Source organism: Ferruginibacter sp. (assembly GCF_014377975.1).
GTDB lineage: Bacteria > Bacteroidota > Bacteroidia > Chitinophagales > Chitinophagaceae > Ferruginibacter.
In genome coordinates this window covers 1-20691 of record NZ_JACMOO010000079.1, presented here as the reverse complement: position 1 = coordinate 20691, position 20691 = coordinate 1, and the positions used below count along the sequence as shown (strand labels likewise).

14 protein-coding genes are annotated in these 20691 nt (G+C 36.2%); 7 read left to right on the top strand and 7 right to left on the bottom strand.

Annotated features, from left to right (window positions below; genetic code table 11):
* The first annotated feature begins 23 nt into the window (after nt 1–23).
* The 3 genes from H7254_RS04735 to H7254_RS04725 all read left to right on the top strand — a co-directional run bounded on the left by H7254_RS04735 (nt 24) and on the right by H7254_RS04725 (nt 4912).
* Nucleotides 24–905: an AraC family transcriptional regulator gene (locus H7254_RS04735; protein WP_301931895.1), complete on the top strand. Its 882-nt coding sequence runs from the start codon at nt 24–26 to the stop codon at nt 903–905.
* Between the two features lie 995 nt (nt 906–1900).
* On the top strand, nt 1901–2182 hold the full coding sequence (locus tag H7254_RS04730; RefSeq protein WP_301931894.1) for a hypothetical protein: 282 nt from the start codon (nt 1901–1903) through the stop codon (nt 2180–2182).
* Nucleotides 2183–2779: 597 nt separating this feature from the next.
* Nucleotides 2780–4912: an FUSC family membrane protein gene (locus H7254_RS04725; protein ID WP_301931893.1), complete on the top strand. Its 2133-nt coding sequence runs from the start codon at nt 2780–2782 to the stop codon at nt 4910–4912.
* A gap of 604 nt (nt 4913–5516) precedes the next feature.
* On the opposite strand, the gene H7254_RS04720 is transcribed toward H7254_RS04725, so the two are convergent.
* The 5 genes from H7254_RS04720 to H7254_RS04700 all read right to left on the bottom strand — a co-directional run bounded on the left by H7254_RS04720 (nt 5517) and on the right by H7254_RS04700 (nt 10298).
* Complete coding sequence (locus H7254_RS04720; RefSeq protein ID WP_301931892.1) at nt 5517–6680, bottom strand: glycosyltransferase; 1164 nt, start codon at nt 6678–6680, stop codon at nt 5517–5519.
* Complete coding sequence (locus tag H7254_RS04715; RefSeq protein WP_301931891.1) at nt 6677–7438, bottom strand: methyltransferase domain-containing protein; 762 nt, start codon at nt 7436–7438, stop codon at nt 6677–6679. The genes H7254_RS04720 and H7254_RS04715 overlap by 4 nt, the downstream gene beginning before the upstream one ends.
* 165 nt (nt 7439–7603) lie before the next feature.
* Complete coding sequence (locus H7254_RS04710) at nt 7604–8875, bottom strand: oligosaccharide flippase family protein (protein WP_301931890.1); 1272 nt, start codon at nt 8873–8875, stop codon at nt 7604–7606.
* Between the two features lie 63 nt (nt 8876–8938).
* The gene (locus H7254_RS04705; protein WP_301931889.1) at nt 8939–9535 is read right to left on the bottom strand and encodes a hypothetical protein; all 597 of its coding nucleotides are present in this window, start codon (nt 9533–9535) and stop codon (nt 8939–8941) included.
* Nucleotides 9536–9770: 235 nt separating this feature from the next.
* On the bottom strand, nt 9771–10298 hold the full coding sequence (locus H7254_RS04700) for a hypothetical protein (protein ID WP_301931888.1): 528 nt from the start codon (nt 10296–10298) through the stop codon (nt 9771–9773).
* 122 nt (nt 10299–10420) lie between these two features.
* Here H7254_RS04700 and H7254_RS04695 point away from each other — a divergent pair, with 122 nt between their 5' ends.
* Nucleotides 10421–11416 (top strand): ion channel, encoded by a 996-nt coding sequence (locus H7254_RS04695; protein WP_301931887.1) that lies wholly within the window; start codon nt 10421–10423, stop codon nt 11414–11416.
* Nucleotides 11417–11707: 291 nt separating this feature from the next.
* Here H7254_RS04695 and H7254_RS04690 read toward each other — a convergent pair whose 3' ends face one another.
* A complete protein-coding gene (locus H7254_RS04690) occupies nt 11708–14515 on the bottom strand; it encodes a putative LPS assembly protein LptD (RefSeq protein WP_301931886.1) in 2808 nt (935 codons plus the stop codon).
* Between the two features lie 107 nt (nt 14516–14622).
* Here H7254_RS04690 and H7254_RS04685 point away from each other — a divergent pair, with 107 nt between their 5' ends.
* The 3 genes from H7254_RS04685 (at nt 14623) to H7254_RS04675 (ending at nt 19166) form a co-directional block, all read left to right on the top strand.
* Complete coding sequence (locus tag H7254_RS04685; RefSeq protein ID WP_301931885.1) at nt 14623–15933, top strand: N-acetylmuramoyl-L-alanine amidase; 1311 nt, start codon at nt 14623–14625, stop codon at nt 15931–15933.
* A gap of 69 nt (nt 15934–16002) precedes the next feature.
* A complete protein-coding gene (locus tag H7254_RS04680) occupies nt 16003–17019 on the top strand; it encodes an MlaD family protein (protein ID WP_301931884.1) in 1017 nt (338 codons plus the stop codon).
* 146 nt (nt 17020–17165) lie between these two features.
* A complete protein-coding gene (locus H7254_RS04675; RefSeq protein WP_301931883.1) occupies nt 17166–19166 on the top strand; it encodes an OstA-like protein in 2001 nt (666 codons plus the stop codon).
* Between the two features lie 562 nt (nt 19167–19728).
* Here the strand turns inward: H7254_RS04675 and H7254_RS04670 are convergent.
* Nucleotides 19729–20691 (bottom strand): DUF5009 domain-containing protein (locus H7254_RS04670; protein WP_301931882.1); only part of this gene is annotated, 963 nt, incomplete at its 5' end.

Genomic DNA, 20691 nt, shown 5'->3' with positions numbered 1-20691 from the left:
TCTTAGTTTTATATTCCTGATGCATGAAACCAGCTTTACGCCAAATTACAGCCACACCCGAATCTTCTTTTTTAGTAAGAAAAGATGTGGGTGAAAGTATGTTGAACAATTGGCATTACCATCCGGAAATTGAGTTATTATTTATTAAGAAAAGTTCAGGAACCTGGTTAATTGGTGACCATATCGGTCATTTTCAAAATGGTGATATGGTGCTGATAGGAGCTAATTTACCTCACTGTTTTCGGCACGAATATAATCACCTTGCCAAAAAAGGTTCAACGGCCGGAGAATCTATTTGTATAAAATTTGTGTCCGATATTTTTGGCTGTACATTTTTAAATATGCCCGAAACAAAAGCGTTGAAAGCCCTTTTATTTAACTGTAGCAACGGGCTACAATTAACCGGTAAAACCAAGCATAGTCTGCCCCTGACATTTGAAAAAATGTTATCTGCTTCGCCCGGAAAAAAACTGATTTACCTGTTATCGATACTGGAAGAAATTGCGCAGAGTAAAGATTATGTTCCGCTGTCTTCAACAGGATTTATGCAAACGCCTGGTGATGCAAACCAGGATAAAATAAAACTGGTATTTGAATATACATTTAATAACTACCATGAAAAAATAACGCTCAATGAAGTGGCTGCATTGCTGAACATGACCATGCAATCTTTTTGCCGGTATTTTAAAAGTAAAACCAACAAAACTTATATCCGGTTTTTAATGGAAGTAAAGATTGGCTTTGCCTGCAGGTTATTGGTAGAAGATGAAAAAAATGTGTCGGAAGTATGTTACGAATGCGGGTATAATAATATGTCGCACTTTAACCACCAGTTTAAAGCAATTACAAAAAAGACTCCGCTGGAATATAAAAAGGATTATTTGAAAATGCAATTGGTGGATTGAAAGAATGCTTTTAAATGAAGATTGAGCAAACCTGCTAGCTTCTATTTGCCAATGCATCCGCGTTTACCAGGAACGACTAATATAATTTTTTAGTTATATTAATTGTCAAACTACAATAGCAATTATCTCCATTTTGTACCATTCGCATTTTCGTGCTGCATTATTTTGACAGTCCATCACGAAAAAAGCGTAACCCTGTTTCTTTTTCTTTAGCATAAATAATAACCAGGAAATAGGTTTCTTATATCAACAATGTCAGTAAAAATTTTATTTAAAAACTTTTTTTCAATAAAAGCAAACTATTTACAACCATATCGCGTATATTTTGTTATATAAGTATCAACATAGTAATGTTGGTTGTTTTAAGGGTTAAGAAAATTCCCGCCGGTTCTCCGGGGGGAAATTTTTTTGATATAAGCCTTGATTTGTGTATTAATTCTTTAAATACTATGAGTTAACTTTTATTCAAGACGCAATAATTCAATTTCGACCGTTGGCAATATTATTTTAGAAAAGTAGGGTAATCCTAATAAATGTTTCAAAACATTGTTTGTAAGGCTTAGGAAAATTTTCTGCCTATTGCAATATTTAAAAGGTAAAAATCAATTATTCAAACACTGATTATAGAACTAACCCGGAGGTCCTTCAATAATTATATCCTTTTATCTGATTAAGATGACGATCTTGTTTTGTATTGGTTGTACCACCTAAAAACTTGGTTTAAATTTTCTTTTTAGTTTAAAATCTGCATTATCAAAATACTATTTCTTCCCATCATTTTTGTCTTTTAATGTTTTGCACACTATTGCAAATGACACAGCGAATGTGCGTTCCGTAATAATTAGCTGACTATTTAGACGCCTTCATCTTTATTAATGTTGATTAAAGTGTATTCTTTTACTGGTACATTGTCTCCACATATTTTTCCAGCTTTGCTACATTGTGTTTAGCCCTTCATCTGCTTTATTTTTTGTACAAACCCGATCAACGGAAAAGTGGTAAAACCATTTACTGCCGCAGGAATTTGCAAACATACCTGGCTGGAAAAACCTGCAGCTAAAGTTGATAAGGCCGTGGAGCAGATTGCAGACAGCAACAATACATTGTTGCTATGCGAAAATTATGGCGAAGCCGGTGCCATCAATTATTATTCAGCTCATAAAAACATTGCTGCTGTTGCGCTTAGCGGCGATTGTTATAAACAGTTTTTGGAGGAGAAAAAACTGCAAAAAAATAGTGTTTTGGTAAAAGTTTTTGATAACCCAATACCGCAGTAACACGGGAAAGACAGTTATTTAAAATTGCTTTATCTGTAAAACAAATAGAAAATATTTATGCAAGGGAACAAGGCATCCGCGTTTTTGTTTTAGAAGAATACCATGACGGTGTGTTATAAAAAGATTAAATTATAGCAATAAAAAATCAGCAATAATCTGGCTGCAATAAATTATTGAACATCTGAAATAAATGGTGTGGCAACCAATGAAATTTTAAAAAGCGGGCGCTTTTATTTACTTCAGCTGAAGTAAAGCCACATTTTGATAAAATATTGTGGAGGGTTAAAAATCACCGGCGACATCAAATGAAGCAAAGAAGATGGCTTCCTTTAAATTGTATCCGGTAGCTCAATCCGTTTTTTGTACTCTTAAAAAGCCTGTTTTGTATGTAATAAAAAATAAATGAGGGCTGCAGAAACAGACAATAGTGGCACCCAAAAAATTAATCAAAATATGTTGAAAGATATTTCCGGAGCAGCTTACAATTAAGTTACATCTGTTAAAAACGCCACAATTAAAAAAGATAAAAAGTTACGGGTTACACATCAGTCTTATCAACACGATATCTTACTGATATAAATTGTAGCTTACAAATGTATGAAGGAAAACAAGCAACATATACAATATTTTTTATTTAGCCAGTATCTTTCTGATGGCATCCGTGTTACCCTGGAAATTATTTTACCGTCGGTAATTCTTTACCAGTTTCACAGAATTGATCTTGGCCTGATAGTGAGTATCGGTGCGCTTTGCGTTAGTTTGGCTGACGGACCAGGGCTGGTAGAACATAAACGCAACGGCATGTTGTACTGTATTCTTTTTATCTTTTTAATGACCTTGGTTACCGGCCTGGTGAATACCCATATTTTTTTAATGGGACTGTTGGTATTGTTTTCTTCTTTTTTCTTTACCATGTTTTCCGTTTTTGGTAACCGTGCTGCTTCTTTGGGTACGGCAGTACTGTTAATTATGGTTTTACGCATGGACAGGATCAACACCCCTATCAATGTTTTATTTGATAGTATACTGGTGCTTGCGGGAGGTTTTTGGTACATGCTGATTGCGCTGTTATTTTTTAAATTGTACCCTTACCGGCCAGCACAACGTTTGCTGGGTAACTGTCTGCATGAAACTGCACGCTATTTAAAAATTAAATCTGCTTTGTATGAAAGTAACAGCAACATTGCCGGTGAATACCGTAAACTGGTTGCACAGCAGGTAGTGATAAATGCAAAGCAGGATGAATTAAGGGAGTTACTTTATAAAAACAGGGAACTGATGAAGGATCCGACACATATCGGTAAACTGCTAATGGTAACCTTTGCAGACGTGATTGATTTATTTGAAAACATCATGGCTACCTGGTACGATTATACGCTGCTGAGGGAACGGTTTGGCCATTCGGGTATATTGAATGAGGTATCTGTGATCATTCAAAATTTAGCAGATGAAATTGACCGTATCGGCCTTGCCATACAATCTAACAGCCACTATAAAAAACATTATCTGTTATTGCCAGCGCTGGATGAACTGAAAATAAAAATTGATGCCCTGGAAAAAAGCGGTAACAGTAATCTTGTATTAAAGAAAATACTCGTCAACATCCGGAACCTGGGCGAAAGAACGGATGAGCTGCTGAATTATTTTAGAGCTGATGCTGCTGAAAAAAGAAATATCCGTACCGACGGTGAATACGCAAAATTTGTATCTCATCAGGTAATTAGTGTCAAAGAATTTTTTAGCAACTTTACGCTGCAATCTGCTGTATACCGGCATTCACTCAGGATGATGATTACCTGCGTAACTGGTTTTATAATCGCTAAATTATTGCCCAATGCACACCATGGTTACTGGATTTTGTTAACTATTATTGTTATTTTAAAACCTGGTTTCAGTCTTACCAAACAACGCAACCTTGAAAGATTATTTGGTACAATTGCGGGCGGTTTAATGGGTATATTGATCATCTATTTTATACACGACCGTACAATACTTTTTTCTATCATCATAGCCTTTATGCTGATCACCTATACCTTTATCCGGGTTAATTACATTGTTACTGTTATTTTTATGACACCCTACATTATAATACTTTTCAGCTTGCTGGGCATAGGCTTTGTAGACCTTGTAGAAGAGCGCTTACTTGATACCGGGATTGCTTCGTTGCTGGCCTTTATGAGTATTTACTTTTTATTTCCGCAATGGGAGTCGGTTCAGCTGGAAAATTATATGATAAGCGTGTTAAAATCCAACGAGGCCTACCTGCAGCAACTGGCATCCTTTTTTTCAGGCAATAAGCCATCCCTGATTGAGTATAAATTAGTAAGAAAACAGCTCTATATCAGTACTGCCAATTTATCCGCGGCCTTTCAACGGATGTTATCTGAACCTAAAAGCAAACAGCGCAGCAGTCAGCATATTTATGAATTTGTAGTATTAAATCATGTTCTATCCAGCAATATAGCCAGTCTTACTGCCAGCATGGTTAACAAACAACCCGTTATTTCATCAAAAGAAATTTTACTACCGGTAAAAAAAAGCATTACTATTCTTAAACAAAGTCTGCAGCAACTGAACCATACTGCATCGGTTGAAGAAATGATGCCTTCTAAAACGCTTATTGTCAGGGAAAATCAAATCGATAAACAATTGGTAGAACAACTAAATTTTATTTATAAAGTCAGTGGTGATATTGGAAAAATTACAACGGAAATTGCTAAAACTAAATAAGGGTAAATGGACGATTGCTTGTCCGGAGAAAGGAAAAGCTAATTCGATGGATTTTTTTGCCGGGGATTTTAAAGAAAAAAATAAGGCCGGATAGAAATCCAGCCCGCTTTAAAATCCAATATCCTATGAAAAACCATATTATAAACGCAGGTTTACTTTTAAAATTGTATCAGTATCAGAATTTGCCAACTAATTTTTTAAAACTACTTACTCAATTAAAAAATAGTTGCCTTTACAAGAAAACATTTTATAACATCCACTTCATAAAGTGGTTATAAGAAAATGAAGAGCAACAAAAGAATTTGAAAATGAAAATAACTATTGCGAATGCAGGTAATATAATCAGCCCATCGGGATAATAAAAAGCGTAAAGCCTTTATTTGGGGGACTTTTGATATGTAAAAAAAATAAGGCCGGATAGAAATCCAGCCCGCTTTAAAATCCAATATCCTATGAAAAACCAAGTTATAAACGCAGGTTTACTTATTAAATTGCAGAGCGGTTAAAATATATAAAAGAAAGCGCCCGATATTTATACCTGGTTAGGAAAATGTTACGAATTAAACTAATTAGATCTTACTATCTGTAGTATTTTAAAAAAAAATTAAAGAAGATTTAATACATGTTGATAAATAGAAAAATATTGCCCGCCTACTGCTGCATAATTAAATTGTCCTGATGCTTTTTCAGCAATTGCCATCTTGTTGTAAATAGCATATTGATCCATCATTTGCTGCATTGCATCTACCAATTGTGGTACATTTTCATTCTCTACCAAAATACCATTTGTTTCATCAATTACTTCTGCAATACCTCCCACCCTGCTGCTTATTACGGGCAAACCGCAACACAATGCTTCCAGTATTACACAAGGCAAATTTTCAAAACGGCTAAATAACAAAAGTGCGGAGGATTGCTTCATTTCGTTTGCAACACCAGCGTAATCAATAGCAGGTTTTATACAAACAGTTGAATTCAGTAAGTTCATTTCACCGGCTATTCTCATCAGCTCTTTGTCATCACTTCCCACCATCAGCAGTTTAAAATGATAGCCCTTATTTTTTAACTGCAGGCAAGCCTGCAAAATACCTCCCGGGTTTTTTTGATAATTCATTATCGATGGATGAATGAACCGGAATACCGGAGGCAGGGCACACTGATAATAAAACAAATCAGTATTTACAACATTGGGAATGGTCACATATTGAACCGGGACAAAATTTTTATGAACTGTTTCGCCAAGATCTTTTGTAACGGGCAAAAACAAAGCTGCTTTTTTTAAAACCCTTTTATTTATCCATTTGTAAACAAAACTAAGGTCATTAACAGATGGTTTACTTTGCGCATAATAGCCGGTCCAGTGCTCTGTAACCACATAGGGCAATCGATATTTTTTTTGCAGAAAAAGCGCCAGCAATCCAGCTTTCATCGCAACCTGAACATGAACAATGTCGGGCATTCCCGTTTCTTTCTTTATCAATTTAAACAGTTGTTGCTGCAGGGAAAAATATTTTTTTGCAGAAAAAATACTTTCAACAACCGAAGGCATTTTTGATTTTCCATAATATACCCTATAAACTGTCAGGTTATCTTCTGTTGTTTTTTCAATTTCTACTTTACCCGCTGGTAAAAATTCATCTTTTAAAACTGCCAGTACCGTAACCAGTGCATAGCGGCTGACAGCTTTAGCATGCCGCTCAATAAAATCGCCTGTAAAAGGATCTCTTCTACCAGGATACCAGCTTACCAGCCATAAAACATGCATCATACACCGGCATTTTTTGTGATGGAAAAAATAGCCATAATACAATCTCCGTTAAAAGGATATTGTCTTAAAACTTTATTTATTTTGGTATGCTGCAGGTAGTACATTCCGAAGTGCAATTGCTCCGTGCAAAATCTTTTATCGTCAAATAGTTTGCACAATGTATAAGGCGAAAAATACCAATAATGATCCGGATGAATACCTTCCGTTTTATTAAGACTTGAAGCCAGGCTATCCAATGCGGTATAATTAGGTACCGTTACCAATACTTTTGTACCGTGGGCAAAACTATTGTATAAAATATCCACTGCTTGTGCAGGATTAGCAAGATGCTCTGCCACTTCGGAGAACAGAATAACTTCGGGATTAAACGTTGTGGCTTCCAAAGAATACTGAAGCAGGATATCGCATAATAATATATTGGTGTCGCCTGTCATCTCGCAATATTGTTGCAATGCATTCTGATTATTATCCAAACCAAGCAAACATTTCGTAACCTTTTGCAACTGCACATGCAACAATGATCCGTTGCCTGTTTTTTGTACGGTGAAAGGATAATCGGAAAACCCGATATGTAATACTTTTTTATCACGGCATTGATCCAGAATAAAATCTACCCTGTTAAAAACGGAGATGTTTTTTACTGGTACATTTTGTAACCAACCGGCATTGTGTCCGCTGATGCGGTATTTTAAACTTCGCTTTAACATAGCCATTGCCATCCAGGTAATGATCCAGTATACTTTACTTTTTATTTTCAATGCACTAATTATATTGATGAAATAATTATCTTTTTTTAATGAATAAGTTATTGTTTAAATTAAAATTTTCGTTTTCCCTTTTCTGTTTGAGGGGCGTAACCGCGGAAGGCCGCCCTGGACAGTATACCTTCAGGCCCTTTTAAAGTTATAAGGCATGCTGAAAAATCATTTTAAATAACTTTTAAGAATATAATTTATTTCGTTCCTTTTAATAGAAAAAAAAGGGCCCGCATTACAATTAAATTTCACTTTAAATACCCATAGTAAATACACTGCACAAGCCATATAACCCACACTGCTTACAGCAGCAGCAGCATTAATACCACCTGTTGGTATTAGTAATACGTCGCCGGTAACCACCAATACCAGTGCCATAAAAGAAGCTGCCAGGTTATATTTCAGCATTTTTTTACCGCCAAGATGCGCCGCCAGTACTGTAACAATGCTTAAGGCAAAAAACCCCGGAAGGTACAACAATAAGGCAGTGTACATCTGGTTAAAGCCCGTACCAAAAATCCACGGTAATATCCAGTAAGCGGTTACAATGAGGATGAAGGTAACAGGAATAAAAATGAGCGTGATAGCCCTGCACAATTGCTGTACTTTATCTACCGTCATTACAGTAGTGTTGCCTGCACTGTATGGAAAAACCAGGCTGCCAATGATTGAAGGAACTAAAATCAGCAACTGCCCAAATTTTGAAACCTGTATATAATTACTCAATGAGGCATTGCTGCAATATTGCTGCACAAAAAAATAATCAATTCTAACCACTAAAAAAAACAGCACATTGCTTAAAAAAGCAATGGATGAATATTTAAAAACATCTTTAGCGGCAGATAAACTTTTAGCAAACAACCCCGGTTTGCCTTTTGTACTCATTAAAATTGCAGCCATTAAAACACAAGCCAGCAATGCAACGCTACCAATATAAAACTGCTGGTAATAGTTTTTGTTTACAATATTTAACGGCTTTGCATACCATAAAAAAAACAGGGCTATGGTTGTAACAAAATTTATACAACAGCTAATAATATTAAAGGAGATAAACCATTTTTTTGCATAAAAAAAAGCCGAAAAATAAATAATGCTCAGGTTACTTACAATAAATAAAAGCGCAAAATAACTGTTAATAGTAAGCGGGGTATATCTAAGTAAAACTGCGCCCGCTAAACCCTGCATCATCAGTAGGGGTAAAATAAAAATCAGTATGGGTGCTATTAAATTATTATCTCTGCTGGCATAATAAGTAATGCCCGATTCGAGGCACCAGCTTAATACAAGTATCATAAAAGACAGCACCGTTATATCATAAAAAAAACTGCCGCTTGCCGCAACTCCCAGTAGCCTCACCAGTATTAAATTAATAAAAAATACCAATAAGGTATTCAACATTTTCCATACTATGGTATGTTTTAGAATGGTATTAAAATGCATATTTTGCTACAATGGCAGTATTAAAATTTAAACATAAGGTTGCGCATGTAAAGTACTAAAAGCTTATAACAGTTTCTTGTATTCCATTTTATCATCCAACGAAAAATAAGAAAAATAAAAACAACCTGTAAAAGCAAGCCAGATAAAATAATAAATCTGCATTAAAAAGTAATCGGCAAACAAAAATGCACAGAACACGACAAGTAAAATCCTGTCGTACCTGCGGGTAAACAAACCTATTACCAATATAAGTTCTGCCAGGGTTCCCATTATGTAAAAAGCAAAGGCTGTAATTTTGTGCTGCACTAAAAAGTATATGAATTTTGTAAACCAGTCCTCAGCGTTACTTACAAGATATACAGCATGCTGTTTTAATAAAATACCCGACATCTGGTCTGTATTAAAAATTGCACCACTATATAATTTCTGCACTGCGGCAGCTACAAACATGAGTATAAAAATAATCCGGACAACATGCAGGTAATAATAAAATCCTTGAATGGTGGTGGAAGATAAAATTAGTGGAATCAGTATCCAGCTCATGTATCCCTGCATACTAATATAGCTTACTGAAGAAAAGAAGATGGCATACACAATAGTAAAACCAATGGTAATAAATGTAATCCCTTTTTTTATTTTAAAATTAAGTAAGACTGCCAAAGTTAAAATTAATGGTAGCAAGAGGTATATAACATCGAAGGTTACCCGAAGCCACCGGTTGTTAAGTAGCGCATGTTGCAGATTACTTAGCATTAATATATTTCGGGTAAAATCAAGTCTATTTAAAAAAAATACAGGATCAAGGGAAGAAAACAACAAACCATTCCACCAAAACCAGCCAAAGTTTAATAAAAAACACAGCAGGTAAAAACAGGCAAACTGTTTGATATGTTTTTCAGAAAGCAACAATACAATTCAATTTTACAGGTGATGTAATGGCGGTTAACTGGCCGTTTTGCCATGCGTATTTTTGTTGAAAGGCCGATAGCTGAAAAATTTTTTCACCTGTTATTTTTTCTGCCAGTTTTATATACCACGTTGTAAATTCCTTATCTGTAATGGTATTTACATAGTATTCTTTTTTCATCCACTGTGCTATACCCGCTCTATTAAATATCCGTTGCATGGTATTGAAGACCGTTTCATTGTTTTGTTGCTGATGTAAATAACTTTCCAAAGAAACCTGCAACTGGTCTCTGGCAGACATTGATAATTTTGAAAAATCAACCGGCTTATTATTGATGTATAAACGAATCACCTCCTGCGTATTGCCGGTGTAATATTTTTCGCTGAACATACCATACTGCAAAATGGGAGTTGCTACTGCACCCTGTTTGATATTAAGAAAAACCCACACAGCAATAAACAGTAAAAAAAACAGGGTTGCTTTTTTATTATAGAACCATAATTCTTTTAAAAACATGCTAATAAATTATTTTTGCAGCTACAATAATACTGTTTGTTAATCAATGACTACTGAATATAAAGCTTTAATTTTTTGGTGTTGATGCGAATGTTAATTTTAACCGTTAAATAAAACCATATATGGCAAAAACCTCCAAAATAAATACAAAGGCAACAACCCAGATCAATACTGGTTTTGGTATAAATACTTCCGATTATGGAGGCCGCTTTATAAATAAAAATGGCCTTCCAAATATTGAAAAAAGAGGCATTGATTACTTTGGGCGTATCAGTTGGTATCATACCATGCAGCAAATGCCCAGGTGGAAATTTCTATGCATACTTTTTCTATTTTACTTCGGGATGAATTTTTTGTTTGCCATTGTTTACATCATCATAGGCATCAATCACCTGCAGGGAATTATGGCAGACAGTATGTGGGGGAAATTTGGCGAAGCCTATTTTTTCAGCGCCCAAACCTTTACCACGGTAGGCTATGGACGCATCAGCCCAAAAGGGTTTGCAACCAGTGCTGTAGCGGCTTTTGAGGCGTTGATAGGCTTATTGAGTTTTGCACTTGCCACGGGTCTTTTTTACGGACGATTTTCTAAGCCCAAAGCTTTCGTACGTTTTAGCAACAATGCGGTACTGGCTCCTTTCAATAATGGTTTGGCCATTATGATGAGAGTGGCATCTTATAAAAACAACAACCTGATAGATGTAGAAGCTAAAGTAATTGTTGGCATTATTATGGAAGAAAATGGTTTGCCTAAAAATAAATTCTTTTCATTGGAGCTTGAATATGAAAAAGTAAATTCACTTACACTTAGCTGGACAATTGTTCATCCCATTACAGAAAATAGTCCGTTTTATAAATTTACGGCCGAAGATTTTGCCAATGCAAAAGGCGAGGTACTGATTTTTTTTAAAGCGTTTGATGATATGTTCAGCAATACTGTGGCGGCAAGAACTTCATACACATTACAGGAACTGGTTGTTGGGGCAAAGTTTGAACCCATGTACCACCGCGACAAAGAAAGAAATACCACTATTTTAGAACTGGACAAACTGAATAGTTATATAGCTACGGATATCAGCAAATTATGGCAATCTGAAAAAAAGGAAGAAAGTATTTAACCGTAAAATTTCAGGAAGCATATAAATGAATTGGACGTACTGCCCTGCTATTTGCAGATTAAATACTAAATTTTACTTTGCTACACAACATAAAATAGAAACACTTATAACGCTGAGTACACAGGTTAAAACGGATTTATTTTTCACTTTGTAAAAACCCGCCGGCGGATATCAATATTAGTAAATTAATATCAGTCTCATCAGTTAACATCTGCGTTATCCGTGGTTCTTTCCTGGCTCGCCTATTTTGTGTAATGATTGGTAATGATTTTGCAACAACCGGTGGATATTTTACAATTGATAAAAATTTCTGGTACGGTTAATTTTTACATCTCTTAATATAGCCGATTTGGGGCTGATGGAAATGTTGAAAAAACGATACCTGCCAACAGGTGATATATTGATAGACATTTGCCAGCAGTGCATTTCACGTGCAATAGACATGGAAAGTGTACCCAAGGTTTTTTGTGTAATATTATAATAGCCATTGATACCCAGTTGCCATTTTTCTGTAAGCTTTAAAGTAGAGTTCCAGTTTATATTCTGATCCAGGTTATTTTTGAAACCAATTTTGGGTGACTGAAACACTTTGCTGAACTGGAGTGAATAGGAAAAGCTTACCGACCAGGGAAGACTAAAGTCCGTAAACTCTGCCGGGTTGTTTGCAATATAGGCTGCTTCTGTTTGATACTCGTCCAATGGCATGCCAGTGTTTTGATTGATCAGTTGGTTCGGGTTCCTGGGTACAATCGCTTTCTTTTTAGACTGGTCGCCGCCCTGGAACTGGGTTGATACGGATATGCTGCCACTTACCAAACGCCCCAACGCTGCTTTTCTATTCCAGATTAATTTATTAATTGTGCGGCCATTGGCAGGGTCTACATCATAAGGATCAATGGTGGCACTGGTGGTAATATTAATTTTATTAAATAAATTGGTTCTGGCACTTAAGCTGAAAGTGCTGAATTTTAAAGTATCTTTTAAAAAATTATAACTGCCATTGATGCTGAATCCATCAATAAGGGTAATTTTTTTTGTAGCACCTGCTGCCGTGTCCGCTTTATTGCGCACTTTCATCTGCAGGTTATTATCTACGTTAAAACTCAACCCGCCAAACTTGCCTTCACCAAATGCACCGTACAAACTGTTGGAATATAAAGATACCCTGTTTGAATATGTGTGGCCCGTATCACTCTTTATATTATAAAAAGATTTACCATTAAAATCAGGCTTATAACTGATGCTTACAGAAGGACGTATTTCATGCCGGATAGCTTGTACAGCAGCATTTTTACCAAATGTAAAAGCACCAAAAATACGGGTTGAAAGACTTAAGCTGAAAGCCATATCTCTTGCACTGTAAAAACCCTTTTTTATGGTGGTATCTATTCTATTTTTACTAGTATTTAGTGTTTGAAAAAGCTGTTGTTGATACCATTTTTCTGCATAGCTTATGCCAGGAGAAATTTGTACCGGGCCAATTTGTGGTAAGGATAAAGAGATGGGCACATTGTGAGTAGCGCCCCATTGCAGGTTATTAAAAATTTGTTTGCCAATATTTATTCTGCTAACAGTTGTATCGTCCGAAAAAAAGGTTTGACTTTTAGCATTTGAGTTTAAAGCTACTCCAATATTTTCGTACCATTTTAAAGTACCAACAGGCTCTTTACGTCTAAAGGGATATAGGGTATTTAAATTAAAAGTTAAATCCGGGAGCGTAACGTTGATGATTTTTGTATTGGTATTTTGAAAATGATTGGCATTGATAGAAATATTAAAAGGCTTATCCTTCCAAACCTTTGCATAGGCGATGGATGAGCTTAACTGGTTTTGAAAATTTCTTGCCGGGCTGTTGGGTACCTGCGAATTAAACTTACTGCTTCCCGCATTTACATTACCACTAAAAGTTACGCCTGGCCTGGCTTTGGTATCTGAGCTATGGGTCCACCGTATATTAAACGCATTGTTAGTTGAGTAATCCGGGTCACCTTTAAAATTATATTTAAAGCGGTTATAATCCAGCGAAAAATTTCCCGAGTAATGGTATCGTTTATAATACCGCGGGCTTACATTAAAAGTGAAACCTCCATACGAATACAACGTGGCTCTTGTAGTTACATCCCAGTTATCGTTTACAACTTTGTAGTAGCCTAACCCTTCTAACGCCAAACCAAACTGGTCGTTGGCGGTAAAAGTAGGCGCCAGTATACCGGAGTGCCTTCCCTGGGTCAAAGGAAAAAAACCAAAGGGTAATATAATCGGTACCGGCACTCCTTCAAATTCAGGATGTACCGGACCGGTAATGGCAAATTTTTTGTTTCTGAATTTTATTTTTTTACTTACAAATGCAAAGTGGGGCGTATCTAAATTACAGGTAGTAAATCTTGCTCTATATGCATAAAAGTCGGTGGCATTAATCTTCTTCATCCTTTCTCCATAAATATACATTTCGCCCTGTTGGGTATAAGTACCCTTGGTAATTCCCTTTCCGTTTTTCATATTAAACCCAATGGTATCACTCACCATTTTCGATTCGCCTTGTTTTAATGTAGGAAAAGAAATTACTTTGCCGGCACTGTCTTTTTTTAAGGAAGCGGTAACCAGGCTGGTTTGCTGATCGAATATTATTACCGGCGCTTCCAGATCGTTGTCTATATATTTTACGGTAGATTTTTTTCCATACAAAGTAATTTTTTTACCTGGCACATTCATTACCATAGAATCATCCGCATGATAGTTTACAGGTGCACTCAAAGAATCTTTTGACATCTTTGCATAAATGGTATCAACCTGAACCTGGTTTGCAGTATCGCTGCCCGGTTTTGGTAGCGTATCTTTTAATGGATGAGCACTTGTATCAACAAGAGATGAATTTTCATCACGCAATTTCTGCAATGTATCTTTTGTTATGGGAAGCTTTATTTTAAGCAAGCGTTGAGGCTTTGCCGGTGGTTTGGGAACGGTATCTGAAGTTAAATTTTTGTAAAAATCCTGCTTCGCAAACAAGGTATTACCCTGTATAACCGTAACTATACAAAGTAAGGCCGTCACCAGGGATGCCAATATATTTTTTGCCTTACCTTTGTTATTGTTATTCATTGCAGTAGTGAGCAAAAATAATGATATTAGATACACCAATGTGTGAAGAAAGTCTTATAATTACTAACCTTGATAAACCCGGTTTGACTATGTTCAAAATGAATTTTGTGATTAAAGTCTTTTTAGCTGTTATTTTCATCTCTCCGGCGGCAGTTGCTCAAACTTCAAAAAAAATAAAAACAATTATTGTAGATGCCGGCCACGGTGGTAAAGATTTTGGCGCACATGGAGGCTATGAAGGTGGCTTAAATTCCAATGAAAAAGATGTAACCTTAGAAATAAGTAACAAACTGGTAGCCGAACTGAGAAAACAGTTACCTGATGTAAAAATAATTCCTACACGTACAACCGATATTTATCAGTCTCCTCCCGAAAAAGCAGATATAGCTAACGAAAACCATGGCGATTTGTTTGTGTGCATACATGCAGATGCGGTAAACCTGAAAACAGGCAGAAGGCAAATAGGACAGCACCGGGAAACACGTTACCATGTTAAATATAAAGGCAAGGGCAGAAAGAAAAAAAAAATATCCACTCCATATACTGTAACTGTACCCACCTACGAATATTTTAAAATTGGCAGTCAACGCAAAGGCACCAGCATTTGGCTATTTGCTGCACATAAAACCAGTGCTAAATTATCGGCAGTGCTTAACAATGAGGATATTCAAATTGAATCGGGTATTGACAGTGTTTACAATACCATTAATTTTGATTCGCCGGAAGGAAGGATCAAAGCAAAAATTTATGCCGATCGCTACCAGAAAAAAAGCATTAAACTGGGCAATATGGTAGATGAGGAAATAGCCAAAACAGACAGGCCTGCTTTGGGTCTTTACCAGCGCCAGGTGGGTATATGGGTATTACAGGCCACCAATATGCCGGCCATTTTGATAGAAACCGGTTTTATTACCAACCATGATGATGAACGGTATATCAACAGCGAAAAAGGCCAGCAGGAGCTGGCTGAATGTATTGCAAGCGCTGTTAAAAAATACAAAGAAGATATTGACCATATCTCTGTAGCTGCAACTGCCGCAAAGCCTGTTGAAAAAAAAGAAACAACGGAAAAATATGCTGACAGAGCAAAAAATATTTTAAAAAGGATCGATTTAACACAAGCTGGTTTTAAGGTTGATTTATATGATGATGGTGAAATTGACGGCGATATTGTTTCGGTTTATTACAATGGTAAAAATATACTAAGCAACAAAAAATTAACTGAAAAACCTATATCGCTTAACCTCACCGCTGACCCAAACAGAACTGAAAATGAATTATTGATTTATGCTGAAAATGAAGGTAGCATACCGCCTAATACCGCTTTAATGATAGTAACGGAAGGTAATACCAGAACCGAGGTACGCATTACCTCCGACGCAAAGAAAAACGGGGTGGTATTGTTTATAAAAAAATAACTGGCTGCGGCTCTCTTTCCGTGAGCTAATTATTACCTATTTTTACTACCTAAACAACGAAGTTTACAAATGACTATTTCAAACGAAACAAAGGTTGGCGCTTTAACCACCGTTGCTATTGTACTGCTTATATTGGGTTTCAACTTTTTAAAAGGTAAAAATATTGGTGGCAAAAACACGCACTACTTTGCAGTGTTTAGCAATATACAAGGCCTGGCCAGCAGTAACCCGGTTGTAATCAATGGTAAGCAGGTAGGCAATATTAATAAAACCGACGGTGGTAAAGACATGCGCCGGATTGTGGTTAATATCAACATGACCGAGGATGTAACTATTCCCGACGATGCTGTCGCCGTCATCAATAAATCTCTATTGGGAAATGTACAAATGGATATCCGGCTGGGAAACAGCCGCTCCTTTTTAAAAACCAATGATACTATAAAAACAATTCCAAGCGATGATATTGTCAGCGAAGCTATGAAAAAACTGGATCCTGTTTTATACCAGGTAGGCAATGCTGTAAAATCGCTGGATTCTTTGCTGGGTGCGGTTACAAGGGTAATTGACCCCAATGCGAAAAAAAATATTGAGGGCATGCTGGATAACCTGAATAAAACCACGGCAAGCCTGGCTATTTCTTCTGCTTCTTTACAGGGTTTATTAAATGCACAAACCGGTACGCTGGCAAAAACAATGGATAATGTAAGCTCTTTTACCGGAGCATTAAAAACCAACAATGAAAAAATTAGTCAAACAATGAGTAACCTGACTACTACTACCGATAAATTATCGAAGCTTGATTTTGAAAAAACACTGACTGCTTTAAATGGCACCATTACAGATTTAAAAGGTGCAGTAGGAAAAATAAACAGCAATACAGGCACGCTGGGTTTATTGTTAAACGATACCAAATTATACTACAACCTTAACGCTACCAGCAATAAAATAAATTTGTTACTCGATGATGTAAGGGTACATCCAAAACGTTACGTAAACATTTCTGTATTTGGAAGAAAAAATAAAAATGGCCCCTTGTTAATACCTTTACCCGATACGGTAAATGCGCCTTATCTTATAAATCCATAAAAATACAATGCCCAACGGGGCTTTATTTTATAGAAATTACGCTGCTTCATTTTGTGTGTAATTATTTATCACAGGCACATTTGTAAAACTTTGTGATACCGTTTGTAAATAAAAATAGACATTACATCCGGCTAAAATCAAACGCATTGAAATTAATATTTACCAAAGTTTTTTTTTACTTAATTCTGCTTTTATTTGCCGGTGGCATTCATGCATTTGCCCAGCTCACTGTTCCACAACAACCGGGTAGCGATACCCTTAGAACCATCCAGATTATACAGGGACTAAGCCTTCGCGAAAAAACCATTGATTCGGTCACCACATTAAAAATAATTGCCGGTAATGTTATTTTAAAAGAAGGGCTTACTCTTTTTTATTGCGACAGTGCTACTATCAATAGTTTAACCAATATATTGGAAGCTTTCGGCCACGTACACATCAATCAAAACGACAGCATTCATACTTACGCACAATACCTTAAATATGTAGGAAAAGACAGGATAGCTTTTTTAAAGAAAGATGTACGGCTGACAGATAAAAAAGGAACCTTGTATACCCAGGATTTAACCTACGATTTAAAATCAAGTGTTGGAAATTACACTACCGGCGGAAAAGTTGTAAATGGCACAACGGTACTTACAAGTAACGAAGGCACTTATTATGGCAGCACCAAAGATGTGTATTTTAAAAAAAATGTTCACCTGGTTGATCCTAAATATGATATTGTAAGTGACAGCCTGTTATACAATACACAATCGCAACTGGTTACTTTTATTACTGCCACAAAAATAAAGAGTAAAGAAGGCGGTGATATTTATACAAAAAGCGGTAGCTATAATTTACAAAATGGTAAGGCATTTTTTGGTAGCCGTTCAGTAATAAAAGATAGTACAAGAACGTATGTAGCCAACGATATGGCCTACGATGAAAAAAGCGGTATCGCACAATTAGAAGGCAACGCGGTAATTAAAGACAGTGTGAATAGTTATAGTATATTGGGTGGGCAAATTTTTTCAAATAAATTTACCGGTGCCTTTTTAGCCAGCCGAAAACCTGTACTGATATTCAAAGGCGAAGGAAAAGACAGTACTTTTATTGCTGCTGATACGCTGTTTTCGGGTGTTATAAAACTTGATATCCATGGTAAAAAAATAGTTGAAATCGATACATTAAAACATACAACTGTAATCGGTTTTACAGATTCCAGTACGGCTGCTTTGCAAAATAAAAATGATGTACAAAAAAATAATTTTAGCAGGATTGACTGGCTAAAACCGGTAATTCCTATACAAGATGATTCAGGTTTTGTGTATGTTATTGAAAAATATAAACAGCCAAATAATGCCCTTAGTGCTGAACAGATAAAAGAAGTTGCGCTCACAAAAAAAGCGGATGCCATCATTGAAAAAATACGAAGTGAAGAAACCATTGTTAGCAGATTACCTATTAGTGCTGATTTAAAAGCAGCTGCAAAAAAGCCTATTGATAGCCTTACCAATAAAGACAACCTTGGTGTAAAACACTTTGCAGCAACCGATACATTAAAAAAAGCAACCCCTTCCAAATTGGTGAAAGACACTGCCATCCGCTATTTTGAAGCATTTCATCATGTACGTATTTTTAATGATTCTGTACAATCAGTTTGCGACAGTTTGTTTTATTCTTCTGAAGATTCTGTGTTTAGACTGTACCAAAAGCCCTTGTTGTTTAATAATAAATCTCAGATAGCCGGTGATACCATTTACCTGTTTACAGAAAATAAAAAAGCCAAACGGATGTATGTGTTTAACAATGGCATCATTATAAACGAAGCCAACAAACAAATGTATAACCAGATGGGCGGCAGAACCATCAACGGTTACTTTAAAGATGGTACAATTGATTATATGAGAGTAAAAGGCAACCCGGCTGAAAGTATTTTTTATCCGCAGGATAATGATAGTGCATATATAGGAATGAACAGAAGCAAGGGAGACGTAATAGATGTTTATTTTGTTGATAAGGCAGTAAACAAGGTAAAATTTATAAACGATATAGACGGCACCCTCTACCCGATCCGTCAAAGACCCGAAGACCAGAAATACCTCAAAAATTTTAAGTGGTGGGAAAGCAGAAGACCAAAAAATAAGTTTGAATTGTTTGAGTAACATATTTTATCTCACTTTAAGATATCTTCAATAATTTTACTATTGCAACATTATCACCTTCTTTAGCAAGGACGTTTTAACCTTGGCAGCGTAGTCTTCTATGAAACTCAAACGTTATTTTGAATAAGTCGGCGTAAGATGGTTTTAATCCTGCCCAACTGCACCAGCTGACAGCGTTTCTGTACAATATATTCTGATTTTCTAATAAAGTTAAGCAGCGCAAAAAACTATATTCGATGCAATTTATTTAAGGAGTTGTTAAAAATAAAAATTTTATTTGCTATTTTAAAGTGGGTGAACACCAACCTTGGCTAGCCGTCGTGGCTGATGACTCCACCGGCAATAGCTTAAAAATTTTGGAGAGAAATTTGAAGAAAGCCTTGGCTTAGCGGGGAGCTTTTTTTCATTAATTTGTTGGTACCCATCTTCCTTAAGTTAATGACAACGCTGTTTCCACCAGTCACTTCTTAAATTATAAGCTATTCAAAAAAAACCACTTTTAGACAGCGTCTAACAACCAAAATATTTTAGTCACTGCCCCTTGCAACTGCTCCAGCATGAATTAAACTTTTAGCCGTAATCTCTTTTTCTCTAAAAAGCCTGTCAGCAATATCACCAAAAAAGCAATCACAAACGACCGGATTAAACCGCCCATTCCATAATTTAAAAATGGCGGATAACGAAAATGCAGCAGGGTATAAACTGAATATAAAAAATAGGGAACAAGATAACAGGTAAGCGTACTGGTACCAGCTGGCCTGATAAGGCTGAACCAGTTTTGTTTACCTTTTACATCTATCAGCCAAATGGTTGCGGTAAAAAATAATATGCTTATACCAGTGCAAATAAAAACCCAGGCCGGAGTAGCACGTATTTTGGAAATACCTTCTGCATAAGGGCGGATGATAAGGCCGGCTAAAATCATCATTACTCCAATACCAATAAAGACCGCCCATAAAAAACGGACTTTATTATTGCTTACTAATTTACCATATAAAACAGATAATACCGTTCCACCAAGCATCAATGAAATGGAAGATGCATCGCCAATTAAGGGGAGGTTTAATTTCAACAAACCTGTATGATCCGATACATTTATAAAGATGGCTGCAGCATAAGCTACAAGTAATAAATAAAAGCGTCCTTTTGTAGTTAAAAATATCAGTGCACAAACAAAATAAGCCCAGCCTATAATGCCCAGTATGCCCCACCAGTATGGCTTCATGCCTGTTGATTCTTCAACCGATCCTCCTTTATAAATTATCGCCATTGCTATCAGTAAAATTACTCCACTTGCTATCAGATTGTATTTTTTTACTTTAGTCATTAAAGGTCCGTAATCAAGCCAGATAAGAAAGAATGACACGGTAATTGTTATCATCCACACAGGCTTTGGCAACACCACCACAGCTTCATTGTAGTTTTCACTGTTTACATGAAAAAATCCCATTACCACTAATGCAAAAGCCCTGGTACTTATATAAAAAAGGATATTTAAAAATGCATGGCCCTTGTCGATCCTGTT